Source organism: Nocardia coubleae NBRC 108252 (assembly GCF_001612805.1).
GTDB classification, from domain to species: domain Bacteria; phylum Actinomycetota; class Actinomycetes; order Mycobacteriales; family Mycobacteriaceae; genus Nocardia; species Nocardia coubleae.
The window spans coordinates 477,131-498,003 of sequence record NZ_BDBD01000004.1 but is presented as its reverse complement, the minus strand read 5'-3'; the positions used below and the strand labels follow the sequence as shown (position 1 = coordinate 498,003).

Below are 20,873 nucleotides of genomic sequence, written 5' to 3'. Positions count from 1 at the left end.
GGCGGCTCGTGATGTACGTATCTGGACGTACGACAGGAGCATTGGTCGCGATATATCGTGCGGTCGTGCGAGAACCTTTGTGGCGCCCGGGCGCTCGGACCTGGACGATCGTCTCAGCCCTCGCCGTCGCTGTCATCCAGATCGGTGGTGGACCGACCGCAAACGCGGAGAACGGAACCAGATCGCTCGATCTGGCCGGGTATGCCTTACTCGTCGCCGGGCCGATCGCTCTGCTGTTGCGCAGGCGCTACCGTGCATCGGTGTTTGTCGCCACGCTGGTGATCGCCGCAATTTTCGTGGGAGTCGGCTATGGCTACGGGCCGATCTTCCTCTCAGTGATCGTTGCGTTCCTCAGTGCGGCGACGGTTGTTCCGCGACGGCGTACGTATCCGGTGGTCTTGATCGGATATCTGCTGTTGGTGTGGCCTGCACCGGCGGCATACGGGTGGCCGGTCAATGGCTGGCGCGTGCTCGCGGTGAGCGCTTGGCTGTGCGTCTTCGTCCTGGTGGCCGAGGGAATTCGGCAGCAGAAGGCCATCGCGGAGGCCCGGCGCCAACGGCTCGAGGTAGCCCACCGCAATGAACTTGCTCAGCGTCAACGCGAAGAGGCGCTGCGCGAACAGCGCGCAACCGAGGAGCGATTGACCATCGCCCGGGAATTGCACGACGTCCTTGCGCACAGTTTGTCGATGATCAACGTGCAGTCCTCCGTCGCTCTCGAGTTGATCGAGCGCAAGCCCGAACAAGCCGCGAGTGCGCTGATCGCGATCAAGGCTGCGAGTCGCGACGCGCTGGGTGAGGTGCACTCGCTGCTGAACTCGATTCGGGGTGGCAGCGCGTCGGCACCGACAACTCCGACGACGGGAATCGCCGACATCGAATCGCTGGTCCAGGGTGCGCGCGCTGCCGGTTCCGATGTGCAGGTCGAGCTCGGCGGACCAGTGGAGCAACTGCCCGCGGTGGTGGCTGTCGCGGCTGCGCGGATCATTCAGGAGTCGGTGACCAATGTCGTCCGCCATGCTTTCGGCGCATCGATCACCGTGTCGGTGTTCTGCACCGCCGACCAGCTGTACGTCACAATCAACAATTCACGATCCACCGTGTCGACGCGGATAGTCACCCGGTCGGGTGGTCACGGGATGATCGGGATGGCCGAACGCGCGAAGGCACTCGGCGGTGAATTGGTTGCGGGGCATACCGCCGAGGGTGGTTTCCGGGTAGCCGCCCGGCTGCCGAGCAAGATCGGTTGACACCGTTGCCGGTCTAGTTAGCCCGCAGCGGAAGTGTCGCGGTGACACGGAATTTCGTGCCGTCGAAACCCGCGGTGAAGGAACCGCCGAGCATCGCTGTGCGTTCGCGCATGCCGAGTAGGCCGTGGCCGTGGCCTGCGTCCGCTGGCGCGGGCGGGCAGGGATTCGTGACCCGTATCTCGATCTCCTCCTCGGTGACCGCGACTTCCACAACGACTGGGTATCCCGGCGCGTGGCGGGTCGCGTTGCTGAGCGCTTCCTGCACGATGCGATAGGCGGAAAGACCGAGGGCGTCGGTGACTGTTGTCGTTTCTCCTGTGCATGTCAGGGTGATGTGGGTGCCGCTCGCGCGGACCGCGTCCACCAGCTCGGGGAGGTCGCGCAGGGTCGGCTGCGGCAGCAGTGCGGCATCTCCACGCAACACCCCAAGGATCTGGCGCATTTCGCCGAGCGCGAGGGCGGCGCCCGTGCGGATGGTGTCGAGCCGGGCAATGGTGGCGGGCCCTGGTGGCGGGTCGCTGTGTTTGGCGACCTCGGCCTGGATTGCGATCACCGTCATATGGTGAGCGACGACATCGTGCAGTTCGCGCGCGATGCGGGCGCGTTCCTCCCATCGAGTGGTGAGGAGACGTTGCCGCTCGGTTGCCTCGCGTTCGCGACGCAGGTTGCTGCTGGTGACGCCGAGTGTTCGCACCGCGATCACCGTAGAGAGCACCAGTCCCGCCACCGCAGTCGCACCGAGAATCCCCACCAGCCATTCGGCGGGGCGCAGCACTAGGGCCACGCCGGTGGCGACCGCGACCGTCGCCACCCAGCCCGCAGCGGTGGTCCGTGGGCCTGCCCGCGCCGCGCCACTGGCGAGCACGACGAAATAGCCGGTGAGCATCGGATCGACCCACAACTCCGGCTGGGGTCGGGCAAGCACGGAGGCGGCAGCCACGGCACTCAGCGCCAGTGCCCAGCCGGCCATCGGGACCCGCATGGCTAGTGTTTCGGCAATGCCGATGGCCAGTGCGAGCGCGACGACCGTCCCTACGGCCAGGTCCGTGTCGGCCAACGTGGTCGAAAGCACAGCGACGAACCCGGCCACGCCCGCCGCGACGCTCAGGCGCACCCATTGCCGCCGACCCAGCCGAGGAGGCCAGGAGTCCAGCATTCGGGCAGCGAGTGTTTCCATGCCCACGCGATTGGATCGACGGTTCCTGAAGTGGCCGACAGCCGGAGTGAACGCGAATTTCAGGGAAGCTCCGTTCGGGTGCGCTGGGTGGTGGCGACGAGACCGAGATCGAAATCGCCGGAACGGAATTCGGGTCGCGACAGGATGTCGGTGTGGAAGCTCGCGCTGGTGGTGAGGCCGTGGCCCTCCAGTACGAGCTCGTCGAGAGCGCGGATCATGCGGTCGATCGCGGCGGGTCGGTCCGCGGCCCAGACGATGACCTTCGCCAGTAGCGCGTCGTAGTACGGCGACACCGTCACGCCCGGCTCGAGGTGGCTGTCGACCCGCACCCAGGGCCCGGCAGGCGGGCGATAGCGGGTGACCTGCCCGGTCGTCGGTGCGAAATCGCGCGCCGGATCCTCGGCGTTGATCCGGCATTCGATCGCGTGCCCACGTACGACGACGTCGGATTGCCCGAAGCTCAGGGGTTGTCCCTGGGCTATCCGCAGTTGCTCGGCGACCAGGTCGATCCCGCACACAATTTCGGTGACCGGATGCTCCACCTGCAGGCGTGCGTTCATTTCCATGAACCAGAAGCCACCGTCACGGTCGAGCAGGAACTCCATCGTCCCGGCCCCTTCGTACCCGACCGAGCGGGCTCCCGCGACGGCCGCGGCACCGATCGCCGCGCGGGTGGCGTCGTCGAGCGCGGGCGACGGTGATTCCTCGAGCAGCTTCTGATGCCGGCGCTGCACCGAGCAGTCCCGTTCGCCGAGATGCACGATATTGCCGTGGCGGTCGCCGAGGATCTGCACCTCGATATGGCGGGCGCCCTCGAGGTAGCGCTCGATGTAGAGGCTGCCGTCACCGAAGGCGAGGGCGGCCTCGGTCTGGGTGCGGCGGTAGGCGTCCTCGATCTCGGCACGCTCGCGGACCACCCGCATACCGCGGCCACCGCCACCGGCCGCCGCCTTGAGGATCACCGGGTAGCCGATCTCCTCGGCGACCCGTTCGGCCTCTTCGGCACCGGTCAGCACCGACGTGGTCCCCGGCAGCAGTGGCAGACCGGCCGCGCTCATCAGCGCCCGGGTCACCGCCTTGTCGGCCAGCGCGGTCATCGTCTCCGGCGACGGCCCGACGAAGATCAGGTTCTCCTCGGCGCACACCGAGGCGAAATCCGCGTTTTCCGAGAGGAATCCGTAGCCGGGGTGGACCGCGTCGGCACCTGTGCGCAGAGCCGCGCCGATGACGTTGGGGATGTTGAGGTAGCTGCGACCGGGCTCCGGCGGGCCGATGCACACCGCGTCGTCGGCCAGTTGCATGGCGATCGAATCCGCGTCGGCGGTCGAATACACCACCACGCTGCGCAATCCGAGTTCCCGGCAGGCCCGCACCACGCGCAGCGCGATCTCACCCCGGTTGGCGACCAGAACCGTCTTGATCGGCCGTTCGGGATCGGTCACCGGGCTCATGACGCGATCTCCATCGGGGCCGACTCGTCGGGCTCGAGCAGGATCAGCTGCTGGCCGTACTCGACGACGTCACCGTCTTCGGGCAGGATCCGCACCACCCGTCCCGGACCGGGTGCGGTGATGCGGTTCATCAGCTTCATCGCCTCGACGATCGCGACCACCTGCCCCTCCTCCACGAAGTCGCCGGGGGAGACGAACGGGTCGGCTCCGGGCTCAGGGCTGCGGAAGAAGTGCCCGACCAGGGGCGACTCGATCGCGACGGCGCCGGATTCCGGCGCCGGGCTCACCGCTTCGACGGTGACGACCGGGACCGGCGCCGCGGTCACGCTCGCCGGACCGTCCGGCCATTCCATCTCCAGGTCGAATTCGCCCGCCCGCACGCGCAGCCGGCGTGGCCGGGGGTTCAGGTCGGCGACCAGGCCCCGTACCTCATCGATCATGTGGCTCAACGATTTGTCTGTGGTCATCGGTTTGTCTCCCAGGTGTGTCACGAGCCGAACTTCCGGAACTTGCGGTACCTGGCCTCGATCAGGTCGGGGCCGGGCACGGTGGACAGCGCGGTGAGCGCGTTCGACAGGGCCGCACGCAGATCGCCCGCCATCCGCACGATGTCGGGTCCGCCCTCGGCGTCCTCGGGGATGACCCCGTCGACCACGCCGAGCGACAGCAGATCCGCCGCCGTGAGTTTCAGCGCTTCGGCGGCCGTGTTCGCCGCCGCGCGGTCGCCCCAGAGGATCGCGGCGCACCCCTCCGGGCTGATGACGGAGTAGTAGGAGTTCTCGAACATCAGCACGGTGTCGGCGACGCCGAGCGCCAGCGCCCCACCGCTGCCGCCCTCGCCGGTCACCACGGTGACGATCGGCGCCGGGAGCCTGCTCGATTCCATGATGGCGCGCGCGATGGCGCCCGCCTGCCCGCGTTCCTCCGCACCCACACCGGGATAGGCGCCCGGCGTATCGATCAGGGTGACGATCGGCATCCCGAATTTCGCCGCGTGACGCATCAGCCGCAGCGCCTTGCGGTATCCCTCGGGTTCGGGCATGCCGAAGTTCCTGGCGATGGATTCCCTGGTGTCGCTGCCCTTTTCGTGGCCGATGAGCATGACCGCGCGGCCGCCGAGGGTGGCGAGCCCGCCGACGAGGGCCGAGCTGTCGGCGAACATGCGATCACCGCGCAATTCGACGAAGGTGTCGAAGGCGACCGCCGCGAAACTCAGCGTGGTCGGGCGGGCCTGATCCCGCGCGACCTTCACCACTGTCGCCGCCGGGCGCGGGGACACCTGCGCGGGGTCGGTGACGGTGACCGGTGGGAGCAGCGGGCCCAGCGGTGTGTCGGGTGCGTGTGCGGTGAGGACTTTCGCCAGATACGCGCGCAGCTGTGCGCGCGGGACCACCGCGTCGATCAGCCCGTGTGCCAGCAGGAATTCGGCCGTCTGGAAGCCGGGCGGCAGGTCCTCGCCGATGGTCTGGCTGATCACGCCCGGCCCGGCGAACCCGATCAGCGCGCCGGGCTCGGCGACGAGCACATCGCCGAGCATGGCGAACGAGGCGGTGACACCACCGAAGGTGGGGTCGGTGAGCAGGCACACCACGAGCAGCCCGGCCTCGTGCAGACGGCCGATCGCCTGGCTCGTCTTGGCCATCTGCATCAGCGACAGGCTGCCCTCCTGCATCCGCGCGCCACCCGATGCGCAGCACAGCAGTAGCGGAAGCCGTTGGGCGAGTGCGAGTTCGGCGGCGCGCGTGATGACCTCGCCGACGGCCGAACCCATCGAGCCGCCCATGAAGCCGAATTCCATCGCCGCGACGACCAGACGCCTGCCGTCGAGGGTGCCGATACCGAACACGGCGGCGTCGTATTCGCCGGTCTTGGCGCGGGCCTGCGCGAGCCGTTGCCGGTAGGACTTGTCGTCCCGGAAATCGAGCACGTCGCGCGTTTCGATGTCGTCGTAACTGCCCGGGGTCCAGGAGTTCTCGTCGAGCAGCAGGGCCAGCCGCCGGTGCGCGCCGATGCGCAGGTGGTGGCCGCAGCGGGTGCAGACCCGCAGGTTGCGTTCCAGCTGGGGTTTGTACTGGTATTCGGCGCAGGACGGGCATTTGGTCCAGGTGGTGTCCTGGTCGGTGCCCTGCCTGCCGATGGTGTCGATCACTTCGGTCATCGGAACTCTCCGTTCGGCTCTGACTTGTCGATCTGTTCGGCCAGGAACGCCCGCAGCGCGTCGGCGACGGGGCCGGGCGCTTCCGCGTGCACGGCATGGCCGGTACCGGGAACGAACACGTGCGAGCCGTCGGCAAGCAGCCCGAGCGCGCGCCGCACGTGTTCGTCGGTCATGAGCGCGCCGGTGCGCTCGTCGCCCTGGACGAGCAACACCGGACACCGCAGTCGCGACATCAGCTCGTCGGGGTCTTGTTCGCGCTGGTTGCGACCCTCCACCCAGCGTTGATTCAGTTCCGGATCGGCCATGCGCAGCGATACGGCGATCGAACGCATCGCCTGATTGGGGACCGCGTAGCCGAGCATCGCCGCGCGCTGGGAATCGTTGAGCCGGTACAGCGCCGAGTCGACGATCACCACCGCCCGCACCAGATCGGGGCGGGCGGCGGCGACCATGGCGGCGATCCAGCCGCCCATCGAATGCCCGAACAGCACCACCGGGGCGCCGATGCGCTCGGTGACGAACTGTTCGACATCGGCGGCGAAGTCGGCCAGCGCGTAATGGCCTGCCACCCAGTCGGATCGGCCGTGCCCGCGCAGATCCGGTGCGTAGACGTCCCAACCGGGGCCGAGCGATCGGACGAGCGGCCGGAAGGTCTGCCACCGTGCGCCCAGCCCGTGCAGCATGCACAGCGACGGCCTGATGTCACCACTGACGTGGGCGTATTCGAGCGTCGCCGCACTCGTGCGAAACCGGCCCGTCTCGATCGGGCCCACGGCAGGGCGCATCCCTCAGCCCGCCCAGACCAGGGTCATCCCGGCGTACTTCCACTTGCTCGTCTCGATGGCAAGCAGCAAGACGTTGTCGCCCGTCCTCAACCGGCCCGCGCGCGCTGCCTCGTCCAGGGCGAGGGGAACAGCGGCCGAACCGGTGGCGCCGACCCGTTCGATGTTCTCGTAGATCTTGTCGCGCAGGGCCAGCCACTCGTCGGTGAGCAGACCGGCCGCCTCCAGCTCACTGGTCATGTAGCCGGCGTTGCCCTCGGGGACGACCCACAGGGCGATGTCCTCGGCCTTCACTCCGCTGATCTCGAGCATCTCGCGCAGCGAGCGGGTGATCATGTGCGGGATGAACTTTCCCGACTCCACGACGTCGACCTTCAGCTCCATCAGGCGCTTGGCCAGCACCTGCTTGTGCAGTGGGGCGTGCGTCGACCCGCCGATCACCTGCATGCCCGGCTTCTTGGTGCCGCCCATCGTGACGATCGAGGAACCGAGTACCCCGGCCCGGGTCTGCGGGTCGGCCGGTTCGGCGCGCAGCACGAGCGCACCCGCACCGTCACCGAAGGTGTAGGCCACCAGCCGATCCCGCATGCGGATCCGCTCCGGGTCGATGCCGCGATACATCGGGACGAGCAGGGGCGAGATGGCCTCGCTGCCGATCACCAGGGCGGTCCGGTGCGTGCCGCGCTCGAGGTAGCCGCGCGCCACATCGGCGGCCTCCACGAAACCCGCACAGCCGGAACGGACTTCGATGGTGGTGCATTCGGCGATCCCGAGGTGTTCCTGCACGAACGTCACCGCGGGCGGCAGCAGGTATTCGGGGCTGGCCGTCGACATGACGATCAGATCCACCTCACCCGCCTCGATGCCCGCCCGCTCGAGCGCCGCGGTCGCGGCGCCCGCGGCCATCTGGGAGTTGGTCACCAGGTGTTCGCCGGTGTCGGGATCGATCATCCAGTGCCGCTCCTTGACCTGGATGCCGTCGAGAATGTCCTCGGGTACGGGACCGAGCAGTGCTTCGATCTGCTTGTTGTCGATCGGGTCGCCGTGCAGGTAACTGCCCGTGCCGACCACCTCGGCCGTGAATTCCGGTGTTGCCATAACGCTTGTAGTCCTTTGTGTTCGGATGCTCAGTCGGTCAGCGGCGCGAGCACGATGCTGATGTGGGTACCGCCCAGTGACGAGCTATTCACCAGGGCCACGCCCCGATCGGGCCGGTCACAGGTGGCCAGTGCGGCGGCGAGCAGCCCGCCCGCACCGAGTTGTTCGCCGAGCGCCCGTTTGGCGGCGATGCGCCGCGGGGCGTTGTCGCCGAAAAGCCGGTGCAGGGCCTGGTTCTCGGGCTCGTCGAAGGCGGGCAGGCCGACCTCGTTGGTCCACACCTCGGCGATATCGCCCGGTCTCAGACCCGCGGCGTCGAGTGCGGCGCGCATGGCGCGTTCCACAGCGGCGCCGGTCGGATCGGTGCGCCCCACACCGCGCGCGTCCGATGCGGTGGCATGTCCGAGTACCTCGGCGTACACGGTGGCGCCCCGGCGAACGGCGTTGTCGTACCGCTCGAGCATCACCGCGGCACCGCCCTCGGCGAGGGCGAACGTGTCGTGCGGGCCCATGGGCAGGCCGAGCCTGCGGTAGCCACGCACCACGAGCGGGGTGAGGGTGTCGGCGGCAGTGGCCAGGATCGCGGTCGCGCGGCCGAGCGAGACCATGTCGTAGCCGTAGCAGAGCGCGTTCGCGCCCGCCGCGTGTCCGGACGTCACCGTCGAGGTGGGCCCGAGCGCGCCGAGCAGCGTGGCGACACTGCCCGCCGCCGCGTTGTACACGGTGTTGGGGAACACGGCCGGGTTCGCCGCCGCCACCCCTTCCGCGCGCAGCGGGCGCACGAACTGCTCCATCGCCTCCATCGGACCGAGCCCGGTGCCGAAGACCACGCCGACCCGGTCGGGGTCGTCGGCGATCAGATCGGCACCCGCCTCGGCCAGCGCCCGGCTCGCCGCGAAGGTCGACAGCAGGCCGAGCCGGTCCATCCGCCTGGCCTCCCGCCTGGTCAGATGGTCGCTGGGATCGGTGTCGATCAGACCCAGCCGCACACCGTCGTCGACCTGGGTGCAGTCACGGCCTTCGGTGACCGCGCGCAAGGCCGCCCGCACATCGAGGCCGGCGGCACCGACGGCTCCCGTCCCCGTCACCACCACGCGCGAACGCTCGACGCGGGTCGGCTCGGCGGCGCGTTCGGAGAACACCACACTCGCGTTGGCACCCGCGAAAGCGAAGTTGTTCGAGATCGCATGGTCGATCTTGCCGACCCGCGGGGACACCGGGATGTGGTCGAGCACGCATTCCGGGTCGGCCCGAACGAGATTGGCGGTCGGCGGCAGCACGCCGTTGCGCAACGCGCCGACGGTGATGATCGCCTCGACCGCACCCGCCGCGCCGAGCAGGTGCCCGATCATCGACTTGGAACTGCTCACCGGCACGGTATCGGCGGCGTCGCCGAGCGCGAGCCGGGTGGCCTTGGCCTCGGCGCTGTCGTTGCGTGGTGTGCCGGTGCCGTGGCTATTGACGTAGCCGATGTCGCTGTCGTGCAACCCGGCCCATTCGATGGCCGAACGGATGGCCCGCGCGGCGCCGGTGCCGTCGGGGCGCGGTGCGGTCGGGTGGTAGCCGTCGGCGGACAGCCCGTAGCCGCGGATCACACACAGCGGCTCCACCTCGGCCGCGGCAGCCAGCTCGGCGCTGGTCAGGACGAGCATGCCGCTGCCCTCACCGAGCGAGAGCCCGGTTCGCTTGTCCTGGTACGGCGCCGCCGGTGTCGGCGACAGCGAACCGAGCGAGTTGAATCCCGCGTAGGCCACGTCGGACAGGGCGTCGGTGCCGCCGGCCAGCACCATGTCGGCCCGCCCGAGCGCGATCAGATCGGCGGCGTAGCCGATCGCGTTCGCCCCCGCGGCGCAGGCGGTGTTCACCGAGAACACCGGACCGGCGCACTGGAAATGCGCCGCCAGCGATTCGGCGATGGCCTGCGGCGGACCGAACATGGCGAGTTCGGGGGTGCCGGCGCCGACACCGTCGTCACCGAGCCACTCGAGGGTGCTGAGCAGGCCCGCGTTGCAGGTGCCGAGCACGATGGCCCGGTCGTGCGGCGCCACCTCGGCGACCAGGGCGCCCGCCGCCTCCATCGCCTCGGTGGCGGCGGCGAACGCGAAATCGAAAGCGCGGTCCCGGAATCCGCCTACTTCGTCGGCGATCGGTGAGGGTGCGACGGGGGAGCGGACCTCACCGCCGATCCGGGTGTTGTAGTCCGACATGGGCAGGTGCTCGACCGGGTCGATCGCGACATGACCGGCACGTACGCCGTCCCACAGCGCCTTGGCCGTATCGCCTTGCGAGGTGACGGCGCCGACAGCGACGACGACCACCGTTCGCAGGGACATGTGCTGGGTTTCTCTCGTCTTCACCGTGCACTCCTGTTCGTGGTTCCAGCGGGCTCTACAGGCGCCGCAGAGCCAGCGCCGCGGCCTGGCCCGACAGTCCCCGGCCCAGCGCGAGGCTGTAGTCCGCGCGCAGTTCGCGTGCCGTACCGGGCACCCAGTCCAGGTCGCACCGCGGCGCCGCGGTGGACAGATTCAAGGTCGGCGTCACGGTGGCCTCGCGCAGCGCCATCGCCGCCAGCGCCACATTCAAAGGGCCTGCGGCGGAGAGTAATTGGCCGAGTGCGGGCTGCACGCTGCTGGCCGCGACGGTGTCGGCCCCGGCGCCGAGCGCGGCCCGCAAAGCCCGCGCCTCGGCCAGATCGGCCCGGATCACCGCCGCGCCGTCGGTGGCCACATAGCCGATCTCGGTGCCCGCGACACCCGCCTCGCGCATGGCCGATGCCAGGGCGTTGCGCAGGCCGGTGCCGTCGCCCCAGATCTCGCCGGGCGTCACCGGATCCGAGCCACCGCCGAAACCGACGATCTCGGCGTACGGTTCGATCCCGCGGGCCACCGCGGTGTCGTAGTCCTCCAGCACGAGCATGCACGCGCCTTCGCCGAGGACGGTTCCGGTGGCGTCGCGGTCGTACGGGCGCACCGCACCCGCCTCGTTGCGGTCGGTGAGCAGGTCGAGCCGGTCCAGTTTCGACATGCACCACCAGGAGACGCCGTCGTCGAAACCACCCGCGACGGCGACCGTGGTCTCCCCGCGTGCGATGGCCCGGTAGGCATTGCCGATCGCGCTGATGCCCGCGTCGCCCGCCCCGGAGAGAAAAGCGCTCGGCCCGGCGAAGCCGAATTCCTCGGAGAGGAAGAACAATTCGGCCGAGGGCAGCCCTTCGACGAAGAACAGCGGGTACATCCGGGCCGCCTCGTGCCCCAACCGGGTCGGGTCGATCCGGCCGTCGGGCCCGCACGCCTCGACGGTCGCGTCGAGAATGTGCAGGGGATCGGAGATCTGGTTCTCGCTGGCGAGGAAGACACCGACCGAGTCGTTGCCCGAGGTGGCCGGGTCGATGCGCGCCTCCTCGGTGGCCAGCCGGACCGCGGCGTGCGCCAGCTGGTTGGCGCGCGTCATCAGCCGCAGTGACTTGCGGTTACGAACAAAGGGTTTCGCGTCGAAGTCGGTGATCTCGGCGCCGAATCGGGTGCGCAGCGAGGAGGGGTCGTAGGCGGTGATCGGGCGCACCGCGCTGCGCCCGGCCACCAGTTCCTTCCAGGTCTGGGTGAATCCGGTACCCAGGGGCGACACCACACCGATGCCGCTGATGACAACGCGATTCATGAGATTTCCCTCTCTGGACCCGCGTCACGGGTCATGGTGAGCTCCCGCGCGAGGACGACCACCGCGTCGGCCCGGGTGATGCGCCCGGTGAGGCGAGCCACCGTGCTGTCGAGTCGGCGGATGTCGACCGCCACGTGCAGCTGGTCGCCGGGGCGCACATAGTGGCGGAACTGCACCCGCCGCGCGCCGGTGAGCCGCCACCGGCCACCGTCCCGGCCGAGCAACACATCGGCCAGGTTCGCCATGCCGTGCAGCATGAGCACCCCGGGCAGTACCGGGAACCGCTGGAAATGGGTGTCGAACACGGGCAGGGTGTTGGGTACGTTCGCGAGGGCACTGGCACCCGCACCGGGCCGCAACTCGACGACGCGGTCCAGGCGCAGGCCGCCGGCCACGGCCAGGGCGTCGGGCGGCACCGGCGACCCGGCGCCGACATCCGTGCTCGGCACGGTCACCGCGGGCGTACTCATGGCGCCTGCACCACGAGTGAGGCGTTCGTGCCACCGAATGCGAACGAATTGACCAGCGCCACCGAGACATCGGCCTTTCTGGCCTGGTTCGGGACGTAATCCAGGTCGAGCTTGGGGTCCGGGTGCGTGTAGTTGATGGTCGGCGAGACCAGCCCCTCGGTGATCCCCCCGAGCGCGGCGAGCACATTGAGCGCACCCGCCCCGGCGGTGAGATGCCCGGTCATGGACTTCGGCGAGGTGACGAGCAATTCGTAGGCGTGCGCACCGAAAACGTGTTTGACGGCGGCGGTTTCGGAGACGTCGTTGCCCGGCGTGCTCGTCCCGTGCGCGTACACACAATCGACCTCGGTGCCCGCCACCCCCGCGTCGGCCAGCGCGTCGGCCATGGCGGTGATCGACCCGCCACCGTCGGGCGGGGAATCGGTGATCCGGTACGCGTTCATCGTCGAGGCGTAACCGGTGAGCCGCGCCAGAATCCGGGCGCCGCGTGCCTCGGCGATGCGCCGTTCCTCCAGCACGAGCAGCACCGAACCCTCACCGAGCACGAAACCGTCGCGCTCGGCGTCGAACGGTTTCGAGGCCTCGGTCGGATTGTCGTTGTAGCGGGTGGTGAGCGCACCGAGCAGCGAGAATCCGGCGACATCGAGCCAGGTGGTGAGCGAGTCCTGGCCGCCGGCGACCGCCATGGTGATCTCGCCCGCCTGGATCCGGCGCATCGCCTCACCCACGGCATGGGTCGCCGACGTGCACGCGGTGCTGATCCCGCTGATCGGACCACGGCATCGGCCCACCTCGGCGATGGCCATCAGGTCGACACCCTGATCGCAGCGCCACGTGCTGTCGGTGCTGCGGCGATGGATCACCGCACCGTCGCTGGTGCGCCGGGTGAGCCCGATCTCGGCGAACTCCTGCGGCTCGGGCCTGCCGACGTGGCCACCGACGAAAACGCCACGGGCGGCCTCGTCGTGCGAGCCGATATTGCCCGCCTGGGCCAGCGCCTGTGCCGCGGCGACGACACCGAAACCGCCGGACCGACTGAGCAGATCCCAGCGCTGGGTGGTCAAGAGCTCGGGCGCGGGGCTGAAGCCACGCACCATCCCGGCGATCTGGACTTCGAAGGTGCTCGGATCGAACGTCTCGATCCGGCCCACTCCGCTGCGCCCGGCGGCCAGCGCCGACCACGTGTCCGGTGCGGTGTTTCCCACGGGGGTGACGGCCCCGATACCGGTGATGACGACCTCGTTGTTCATGATCGGACCCCGCTTCGCAATAGTTCTTCGCGCATCCGCACCGACGCCGCGTCCTCGAGCATGTCGGCGTCGACCAGGCCGCACATGAGGTCGTCGACCTCGAAGACGACGCTCTCGCCCACGAGCAGCCGGCCCCCGGCCACGATGGTGTCGCCCCTGGACAGGATTTCGACGGAGGCGACGACGTCGTCGCCGGGCACGATGGCGGACCGGGTCGTCATGGCGCCGACCGACAGCAGCACCGCCCGCTGCCGCCGCTCGGTGCTGAGATAGATCAGCCAGGCCAGACTCTGGGCGAGCACCTCCAGCTGGATCGACAGCGGCATCAGCGAGCCGAAAGCCGTTGTCGACCAGTAACTCTCACTCGAACTCGTCCGCTTGACCGCCTCGACCCGCGCCCAGGGTTCGATGGTGTCGATGCGGTCGACGAGATGGAACCGCACGGGTCAACTCGCCGCGACGGTGTGTTTGGACACCATGTCCGCGAGATTGCGCACGGTGAACAGACCCATCACGTCCTCGGCGCCGAGCTTGCCGCTGAGTTCGGCCGGGTCGATCTGGGGCATCACCTTGTGCAACTGCTCGAGGCCGAGGTCGGAGACCATTCCGTCGTCGGTGCCGAATTGCTCGTCCGGGATACCGCCCTGGATTCGCTCGCTCAGCTGGGTGGTCGTGATCTTGACGCCCAGGCGGCGTTCGATTCGGAAAAGAATGTCGAGCAGATCGATCGACTCGGCGCCGACCTCACCGAACAGGGTGGCATCGGCTTCGACCTCGTCGATGTCCAAAGCGACTGCCTCGGCGACGATTTCGCGGACGGTATCGATAACGCTGATTTCGGACATGCTGGTTTCCTCCATCTGGAAGTGGTCGGATCGGGGTGGAGCGGGGGTGCCGGCTAGCGGCGCGCGGTCTTCTTGAGCGGTTTGCCGGTCAGTAGCGTCCCGGCGACCATGCCGTCGACCGGGACGAGCGCGCCGGACAGATGCCGGTTGCCGGGCGCGGCGAGGTAGGACACCAGGTCGGCCACCTCGTCGACGGTGGTCGCACCCGAAATGGGCACTTGCCCGATGACGGAGTCGCCACCGTCACCACTGAGAACGTCGGCGATCATCTCGGTCTCCACGAAGCCGGGCAGCACCGCGTTGACCCGGATGCCGAAACGGGCGAACTCGAGCGCCGATGCCCGGGTGAAGGAGTTGATCGCCGCCTTGGACGCCGCGTAGCTGGACGCACCGAACCAGGCGCGTTCGCCCATCACCGAGGAGATGTTGACGATGGCCGCGCCGTCGCTCTGGGCGAGCGCGCCGCAGGCTGCCCGCGTGCCGTTGAACACGCCGCCGAAGTTGACCCGCATGACCTCGAGCCAATCGCTCTCCGACATTTTCATGATCAATTCGTTGCGCGTGATACCCGAATTGTTTACGAGGATATCGAGTTTCCCGGCGTAGCTCAGTACGTGTTCGACAACAGATTCGGCGGTACTGTAGGTGGAAATATCACCCTGCACGGTGAACGCCATTCCGCCACTGTTTTCGATCTCGGTGACGACTTCCTTAGCGGCTTGTTCGTTACGAAAATAATTGACAGCCACAATGGCGCCGTCTGCAGCCAGGCGGCTGCAGACGGCTCGCCCTATTCCGCCTGATCCGCCGGTGACCAACGCAACTCGGCCTATATGAATTGCTGACATCAAGTACCTCCCCAGGGGGTCAGCAGGGAAGTGGTCAACAGTCCGACTCAGACCATCTCATACGCAACTTCCGAAACTGATCATCCGGCAGCTAAACGCCAGGTGCAAGCCGTGTAATCGTGTTTTACATCACAATAGCTAGCGGCTATTGACGGTCGAGGGGCTTCTTGTTACGGGGCTTGCAGATTGCTTTCAAGCGGACTTCGAACCGCAAGTTGCGAGTCTTTCGGTTGCAAATTGGCGAGACGGAATCATTGTTAACAGGAGATTAGGGTTGGATTGCCTCGGCTGGAGATGATACCGACTGGTCGGGCGTTGCAATGGGACTATTTCTCGGTATACCGATATTCGAGTTTGTTTGCGGGGTGACTGTGCATAGAATCGGGCCGTCGCGTTTTGGTGATCGTTCGACATTTCACCAATTCGTACAAGTAGCTGACACTGCAACGTTCGGTGGATCCCTGATCTGCCTTCAGGGGAGGAGCCGCATGATATCCACCGCTTTCTTATTTCCGGGCCAGGGCTCACAACGAGTCGGCATGGGCCACGACCTCGCCCAGGCCTACCCCGACCTGGTCGCACCGCTGTTCCGGACCGCCGACGAGGTGCTCGGCTTCGAGCTGTCCCAGCTGTGCTGGAACGGGCCGGAGGACCGGCTCGCACGCACCGACATCACCCAGCCCGCGATCTTCGTCGCCAGCCTGGCCGCCTACCACGTGCTGTCCAAACTCGTTCCCGTACCGGTGGTTGTCGCCGGCCACAGCCTCGGCGAGTACACCGCCCTGGTCGCGGCGGGCGTACTCGAGTGGACCGACGCGTTGCGCCTGGTCCGGCGGCGTGGCGAACTCATGGCGCGGGTCAACGAATCGAATCCCGGTGCGATGGCGGCCGCTCTCGGGCTGTCGAGTGACACGGTCGAGTGCCTCTGTGCCGAAGTGCGCGAGCAGACCGGCACTGTCGTCGAGGTCGCGAACTACAACGCCGAGGACCAGACCGTGGTGTCGGGCAGCGAGGCCGGTGTGACCGAGTTCACCACCAGGGCAACGCGACTCGGCGTCGAGGGGGCGAAGGTGAAGCGGCTCGCGGTCGGCGCGCCCTTCCACAGCTCGATGATGGCCCCGGTCGAGGCGGAGTTCGCGGCCGATCTCGCCGGGGTCCGGTTCGCCGATCCGGTGATCCCGCTCGTCGCGAATGTCACCGCGGCGCGGGTGCATTCGGGTGAGCAGGCGCGTGCGGGGCTACGGGCACAGCTCGCGGGATCGGTGCGCTGGAGTCAGAGTCTGCGCGCTGTGAGGGAATTCGGTGTCGAGGCGTTCGTCGAGGTGGGCCCGGGACGGGTGCTCACGGGATTGTGCAAACGCGCGTACCCCGAGGTGGCGAGCTATTCCGCGGGGGACCGGCGGCGCATCCGCGCGGTGGCCGACGAGGTGGGCGGTGTGTTCCCGGTCGAAGCCGTGGGCTGAACAGCCGCCCTGCGCTGTTCGATCTCACCCCAGAACTCGACGGACAGGGCTTCGTAGCGGATGCCGAACTCGAGCACGAGCAGCTCGTTGGAATCGCTGGCCGGATCACCGGAGAGCGAATCATGGGCGGCCAGATAGCGATCGAGCCGTTTCTGATGCGCCTGCTTCTCCCCGGCGGCGACCTCGACCACGTCGTCGGGGGAGGACAGGCTGCCGAAGTACAGCTTGAGCAATCCGCTGTCGCGCAGTTCGTGCGTGCGCTTGTCCTGCCCGGTGGTGAGCCAGTCCTCGAGTTCGGTGCGGCCCGCGTCGGTGATGGTGTAGATCCGGCGGCGGCGACCGGTGGTCTCCTGATAGCCGGACAGCAGCCCCTCTTCGACGAGGCGTTCCGGTTCGGCGTAGATCTGGGAATGGGGGAACGACCAGAAGAACCCGATCGAGCGATCGACCTGCTTCTTGATGTCGAACGGAGTGCAGGGTCCGGTGCGGGCGACCAAGCTGAGGACCAGATAGGACGTCGGGCTGAGCTTCCTGTCGGCCAAGCAGCTCACTCCTCTGGTAGCGGGTGACAACATCCTGGGTGAGAAACAGGAATGTTTCATTATTTGAGCCGGATATCGCGATCCGCACTATACGTTTCGGACTATGGGCTGTCAAAGGCTGCTCGCAGTCGTCCGCCGTGCGACGACAGCGTCACACGGCGGACGAAGGCTCAGGCGACCAGCGGTTTCAGTGCCTCGCCTGCCATCTCGAGAACGCCGGGATGGTGGCCGTTGGCGACCATATTGATGATGAGGCCGTCGACGCCGTGGACGAGGACGCGGTCGGAGATCTGCTCGGCGACCTGCTTCGGCGTTCCGACGAACAACTTGCCCGCCATCGAGGCACGCACCCGCTCGACCTTCGCCCGTTCGCCCACGCGTGCGGCGAACATGTCGTCGATGAGCTGTTCGGCGCGGTCGGCGTTCTCGTCCATCACGACGAAGGCGAGGTAGCTGACGTCGAGGGTCGACCGGTCGCGCCCGGCCTCGGCGCAGCGCTGGTCGAGAGCGGCCATCTTGCGCGGCAGCTCGTCGGTCTCGCAGCCGATGCTGAGATGGTCGGCGTGCCGCGCCGCCAGGGCGAAGGTCTTCTTCTCGCCCGCACCGCCGAGCATGATCGGCACGTCGTCGCGCATGCGTGGTTCGTTGATGACGTTCGCGACGCGATACCAGGTGCCCTCGAAGCTCGGGCGTTGTCCGCGGAACATCGGTGCGATGATCTGCAGTGCCTCGTCCAGCTTGGTGAACCGGTCGGTGAAGGTGCCGAATTCGTAACCGTAGGCGAGGTGTTCGAGCTCGAACCAGCCCGCGCCGATACCGAGCATCGCCCGGCCCCGGCTGATCACGTCGAGGGTGGTGACGATCTTGGCGAGCAGCGCCGGATTGCGGTAGGTGTTGCCGGTGACCATGGTGGAGAGCCGGATGTTCTCGGTGACGGCGGCGATCGCGCCCAGCGTGGTGTAGGCCTCGAGCGTCGGGCCGTTCGGCGGGCCGAAACGCTGATAGAAGTGGTCGGTCAGGAACAGAGTGTCGAATCCGGCCTTCTCCGCCGCCAGCGCCTGCGCGACGATGGCGGGGAACAGTTCGTCGACCGGTGCGCCGAAATTGAAGTCGGGCATCTGGAAACCGAGGCGGACAATGCCCCGGCCGGCGGGTACGGACATGTCAGACATCCCTTCGGAGCAGGGCGCGGCGGGCGAGGGCCGACACCCCGAGTGTCACGGTTATCACGATCGCCAGCCGGGGCCAGCCGCCGAGCGCGCCGATGAGTTCGGCTGAGGCATCGGCACTTTGGGAGAGCTTGCCGACCACGGCACTGGGTGCCTGCAGGGTCGCCAGCTTGTGCAGCTCGCCGAACGCCGTCGCCGACGCCGCCTCGGGCAGCACCACGTGCGCGGCCGCCGCGGCAACCGCCCCGGCCGAGCTGCGCATCAGGATGCCGAGCGCCGCCCCGAACAGGGCCACCGCCGGGAACACGCAGACGATGCCGAGCAAGCCCGGGAACGCGTCACCCGCGGCGTATTTCGAGCTGTCGATGGCGAAGATGCCGACCAGGTAGGTGAGCGTGGTGGCCGCGATGCCAAGGGTCGTGCTCACCGCGGTGGCGGTGAGCATCTTCGCCCCGAACACGACGTCGCGTTGCGGTGTCGCCGCCAGGACCGAGCGGATGGTTCCGGAGGTGTACTCGGTGGAGGTGACCAGCGCACCCCAGGCGCCGATGAGTGCGATGGGCAGGGTCATGGCGGTGAAGGCGCCGCCGATCACGGTGTCGGTGGTCTCGAGGCTGTCGGACAGGCCGACCAGTGCCGCCGACACCGGGCCGATCAGCAGTGCCAGGATGGGCAGCAGGAGCAGCGCCCTCGACGACCGGATCTTGATCAACTCCGAGATCACCTGGTACCGCATCACCTCCCAGGGCGGCGCCGAGCGGTTCGGGGTGGCGGTGGTGCTGGTCACGATGGTGGTACTCATGCCGACTCCTGCAGTGTTTCGCTGTCCTGGAAGGTGTGCCGACCGGAGACCAGCCGGGTGAAGACCTCTTCGACCGTCGCGGTGACCGGCGTCAGCTCGTCGAGGGCGATGTCGTGGGTGGCCGCGAGGCGCCAGATCTCGCGTGCGGTCACCCCGCGCACGGTGCCGGTGTCGCCCCGGATCTCGATGCGGTCGCCGAGCACGGCGGCCAGCCGGGTCAGCTCGTCCCCGCGCACCCGCACCCGTGGTTCGGCATTGGCGACGAAGTCGGCGGTCGGCTCGTCGGCGACGATCTTGCCCCGGCTGATCACCAGCAGGTGATCGGCGACCAGCTCGGTCTCGCTCATCATGTGGCTCGACAGCAGCACCGTGCGGCCCTCGTCGGCCATGGCCCGCAGGGTCTGGCGGATCCAGCGGATGCCCTCGGTGTCCAAACCGTTGACGGGTTCGTCGAGGATCAGTACGGCGGGGTCGCCGAGCAGGGCGGCGGCCACGCCGAGGCGCTGGCGCATGCCGAGCGAGAAGCCTTTCACCCGCATCCCGGCCACGTCGGCGAGCCCGACCCGCTCGAGCACCTCGTCGACCCGCGTGCGTGGGATGCCGTTGCTCGCCGCGAGGAAGGCCAGATGATAAGCGGCGGTGCGTGATCCGAGCACATCGCTCGCATCGAGCAGGGCACCGACGGTGTGCAGCGGGAATCGTAGGTCGCGATAGTCCTGGCCGAGCACCGTCGCCGTACCGGAGGTGGGCGTGTCGAGCCCGAGTATGCAGCGCATCGCGGTCGACTTGCCCGAACCGTTGGGGCCGAGGAACCCCGTGACCCGACCTGGTTCGACGGTGAAGCTCAGGTTGTCGATGGCGCGAGTCCTGCCGTAGAACTTGGTCAAGTTACGTGCTTGGATCATGCTTTCGAGCGTATTGAGCAGGCATTTCGGCCACATCCATCCCGGGAGCCAACTGCGCGGGTAGTCCTCGAGAGGGATGCGGCGCTGCCCGGTGCGTTCGCGCGGTGGCGATTACGCTGATGTCGCAGGGTGGTTCGGATCGGTTCGGCGCCTACCGCGCCGTCCGCACAGAGGGGCGAATTCCGTTGTCGGACAATCACTATCAGGCGCATGATGCGGCGAAGGCGAACATCCGGGTGCTGATCGCCGACGACCAGGAGCTGGTGCGCGAGGGCTTGAGCGTGCTGCTGGACTCCCAGCCGGATATCGACGTCGTCGGCCAGGTCGCCGACGGTGAGCAGGCGGTGCGCGAGACCGAGCGGCTGGCCCCCGATGTGGTGCTGATGGATGTGCGGATGCCGGTGTGCGACGGGATCGAGGCCACCCGGCGCATCACCGCCGCCGGGCCGGCCAAGGTGATCGTGCTGACCACCTTCGACCTCGACGCCTACGTGTACTCGGCGCTGCGCGCGGGCGCCTCGGGGTTCCTGCTGAAGGAGTCCTCGGCCCGTTCGCTCGGTGAGGCGGTGCGCGTGGTCGCCACCGGTGAGGCACTGCTCGCCCCCTCGGTCACCAGGCGCCTGTTGTCCGAGTTCGCCCGGCAGGGGCAGGCGGTGCGGTCGGCGGAGAAGGCGGCGGGGCTCACCGCGCGGGAGACCGAGGTGCTGGTACTCATCGCGCGGGGGTTGTCGAATGCCGAGATCGCCGGGGAGATGGTGATTTCCGAGCAGACGGTGAAAACCCATGTCGGTCGGATACTGGACAAACTGCAATTGCGCGACCGGACCCAGGCGGCGATCTACGCCTATGAGACCCGACTGGTGAGCCCGTTGTAACTCCGGTGGCGATGCGGGAGCGAACTGTCGTGGTCGCACCGTAACGTTGTGCGCGGTGGACGCCGGTCGCCGAGCGGTTCGCCTGCGACGTACCGATCACCGACAGCGGTACGACGTCGACGGGGAGGGAA

The 20,873-nt window shown here is 68.1% G+C and carries 20 protein-coding genes; 3 read left to right on the top strand and 17 right to left on the bottom strand.

Annotated features, from left to right (window positions below):
• Nucleotides 1-65 precede the first annotated feature (65 nt).
• Nucleotides 66-1,250 carry a sensor histidine kinase gene (locus tag NCO8_RS04185; RefSeq protein WP_067636401.1) on the top strand — a complete coding sequence of 395 codons (1,185 nt, stop codon included), beginning with the start codon at nucleotides 66-68 and terminating at the stop codon, nucleotides 1,248-1,250.
• A 13-nt stretch (nucleotides 1,251-1,263) separates the two neighbouring features.
• Here the strand turns inward: NCO8_RS04185 and NCO8_RS04180 are convergent, their stop codons facing one another.
• Genes NCO8_RS04180 through NCO8_RS04120 form a run of 13 tightly spaced genes read right to left on the bottom strand, consistent with a single transcriptional unit; the run spans nucleotide 1,264 to nucleotide 14,956 of the window.
• Entirely contained in the window at nucleotides 1,264-2,427 is a 1,164-nt protein-coding gene (locus tag NCO8_RS04180; protein ID WP_067636399.1) for a sensor histidine kinase, read from the bottom strand.
• A 59-nt stretch (nucleotides 2,428-2,486) separates the two neighbouring features.
• Nucleotides 2,487-3,878, bottom strand: a complete 1,392-nt coding sequence (accC, locus tag NCO8_RS04175; RefSeq protein WP_067636397.1) for an acetyl-CoA carboxylase biotin carboxylase subunit — start codon at nucleotides 3,876-3,878, stop codon at nucleotides 2,487-2,489.
• Nucleotides 3,875-4,345 carry an acetyl-CoA carboxylase biotin carboxyl carrier protein gene (locus NCO8_RS04170; protein WP_157104762.1) on the bottom strand — a complete coding sequence of 157 codons (471 nt, stop codon included), beginning with the start codon at nucleotides 4,343-4,345 and terminating at the stop codon, nucleotides 3,875-3,877. The genes accC and NCO8_RS04170 overlap by 4 nt, the downstream gene beginning before the upstream one ends.
• A gap of 20 nt (nucleotides 4,346-4,365) precedes the next feature.
• The gene (locus tag NCO8_RS04165) at nucleotides 4,366-6,036 is read right to left on the bottom strand and encodes an acetyl-CoA carboxylase carboxyltransferase subunit alpha (RefSeq protein WP_067636395.1); all 1,671 of its coding nucleotides are present in this window, start codon (nucleotides 6,034-6,036) and stop codon (nucleotides 4,366-4,368) included.
• Nucleotides 6,033-6,809 carry an alpha/beta fold hydrolase gene (locus NCO8_RS04160; RefSeq protein WP_067636393.1) on the bottom strand — a complete coding sequence of 259 codons (777 nt, stop codon included), beginning with the start codon at nucleotides 6,807-6,809 and terminating at the stop codon, nucleotides 6,033-6,035. Before NCO8_RS04160 ends, NCO8_RS04165 begins: the two co-directional genes overlap by 4 nt.
• Before the next feature lie 15 nt (nucleotides 6,810-6,824).
• Nucleotides 6,825-7,916 (bottom strand): 3-oxoacyl-ACP synthase III family protein, encoded by a 1,092-nt coding sequence (locus NCO8_RS04155; protein WP_067636391.1) that lies wholly within the window; start codon nucleotides 7,914-7,916, stop codon nucleotides 6,825-6,827.
• Nucleotides 7,917-7,945: 29 nt separating this feature from the next.
• Nucleotides 7,946-10,273, bottom strand: coding sequence for a beta-ketoacyl-[acyl-carrier-protein] synthase family protein (locus NCO8_RS04150; RefSeq protein WP_245655225.1), 2,328 nt, complete (start codon nucleotides 10,271-10,273; stop codon nucleotides 7,946-7,948).
• A 31-nt stretch (nucleotides 10,274-10,304) separates the two neighbouring features.
• Nucleotides 10,305-11,573, bottom strand: coding sequence for a beta-ketoacyl-[acyl-carrier-protein] synthase family protein (locus tag NCO8_RS04145; RefSeq protein ID WP_067636388.1), 1,269 nt, complete (start codon nucleotides 11,571-11,573; stop codon nucleotides 10,305-10,307).
• Nucleotides 11,570-12,043, bottom strand: a complete 474-nt coding sequence (locus NCO8_RS04140) for a 3-hydroxyacyl-ACP dehydratase FabZ family protein (protein ID WP_084456488.1) — start codon at nucleotides 12,041-12,043, stop codon at nucleotides 11,570-11,572. Before NCO8_RS04140 ends, NCO8_RS04145 begins: the two co-directional genes overlap by 4 nt.
• Nucleotides 12,040-13,293 (bottom strand): beta-ketoacyl-[acyl-carrier-protein] synthase family protein, encoded by a 1,254-nt coding sequence (locus tag NCO8_RS04135; protein WP_067636385.1) that lies wholly within the window; start codon nucleotides 13,291-13,293, stop codon nucleotides 12,040-12,042. The genes NCO8_RS04140 and NCO8_RS04135 overlap by 4 nt, the downstream gene beginning before the upstream one ends.
• Entirely contained in the window at nucleotides 13,290-13,736 is a 447-nt protein-coding gene (locus NCO8_RS04130; protein WP_067636383.1) for a hotdog family protein, read from the bottom strand. Before NCO8_RS04130 ends, NCO8_RS04135 begins: the two co-directional genes overlap by 4 nt.
• 3 nt (nucleotides 13,737-13,739) lie before the next feature.
• Nucleotides 13,740-14,138: an acyl carrier protein gene (locus NCO8_RS04125; protein ID WP_157104761.1), complete on the bottom strand. Its 399-nt coding sequence runs from the start codon at nucleotides 14,136-14,138 to the stop codon at nucleotides 13,740-13,742.
• A 53-nt stretch (nucleotides 14,139-14,191) separates the two neighbouring features.
• Nucleotides 14,192-14,956 (bottom strand): SDR family NAD(P)-dependent oxidoreductase, encoded by a 765-nt coding sequence (locus NCO8_RS04120; RefSeq protein ID WP_245655224.1) that lies wholly within the window; start codon nucleotides 14,954-14,956, stop codon nucleotides 14,192-14,194.
• A gap of 350 nt (nucleotides 14,957-15,306) precedes the next feature.
• On the opposite strand from NCO8_RS04120, the gene fabD reads away from it, so the two are divergent.
• On the top strand, nucleotides 15,307-16,449 hold the full coding sequence (gene fabD, locus NCO8_RS04115) for an ACP S-malonyltransferase (RefSeq protein ID WP_369689843.1): 1,143 nt from the start codon (nucleotides 15,307-15,309) through the stop codon (nucleotides 16,447-16,449).
• On the opposite strand, the gene NCO8_RS04110 is transcribed toward fabD, so the two are convergent.
• From NCO8_RS04110 to NCO8_RS04095, 4 genes are all read right to left on the bottom strand, one after another.
• Entirely contained in the window at nucleotides 16,368-16,991 is a 624-nt protein-coding gene (locus NCO8_RS04110; RefSeq protein WP_167353238.1) for a PadR family transcriptional regulator, read from the bottom strand. The two genes, fabD and NCO8_RS04110, sit on opposite strands and share 82 nt — an antisense overlap.
• Nucleotides 16,992-17,161: 170 nt before the next feature.
• Entirely contained in the window at nucleotides 17,162-18,154 is a 993-nt protein-coding gene (locus tag NCO8_RS04105) for an LLM class F420-dependent oxidoreductase (protein WP_210740552.1), read from the bottom strand.
• Nucleotide 18,155: 1 nt separating this feature from the next.
• Nucleotides 18,156-18,962: an ABC transporter permease gene (locus tag NCO8_RS04100; protein ID WP_067636371.1), complete on the bottom strand. Its 807-nt coding sequence runs from the start codon at nucleotides 18,960-18,962 to the stop codon at nucleotides 18,156-18,158.
• Nucleotides 18,959-19,867: an ATP-binding cassette domain-containing protein gene (locus NCO8_RS04095; RefSeq protein ID WP_067636711.1), complete on the bottom strand. Its 909-nt coding sequence runs from the start codon at nucleotides 19,865-19,867 to the stop codon at nucleotides 18,959-18,961. Before NCO8_RS04095 ends, NCO8_RS04100 begins: the two co-directional genes overlap by 4 nt.
• Before the next feature lie 104 nt (nucleotides 19,868-19,971).
• On the opposite strand from NCO8_RS04095, the gene NCO8_RS04090 reads away from it, so the two are divergent.
• Nucleotides 19,972-20,742 (top strand): response regulator, encoded by a 771-nt coding sequence (locus tag NCO8_RS04090; protein WP_245655222.1) that lies wholly within the window; start codon nucleotides 19,972-19,974, stop codon nucleotides 20,740-20,742.
• The last annotated feature ends 131 nt before the right edge of the window (nucleotides 20,743-20,873 follow it).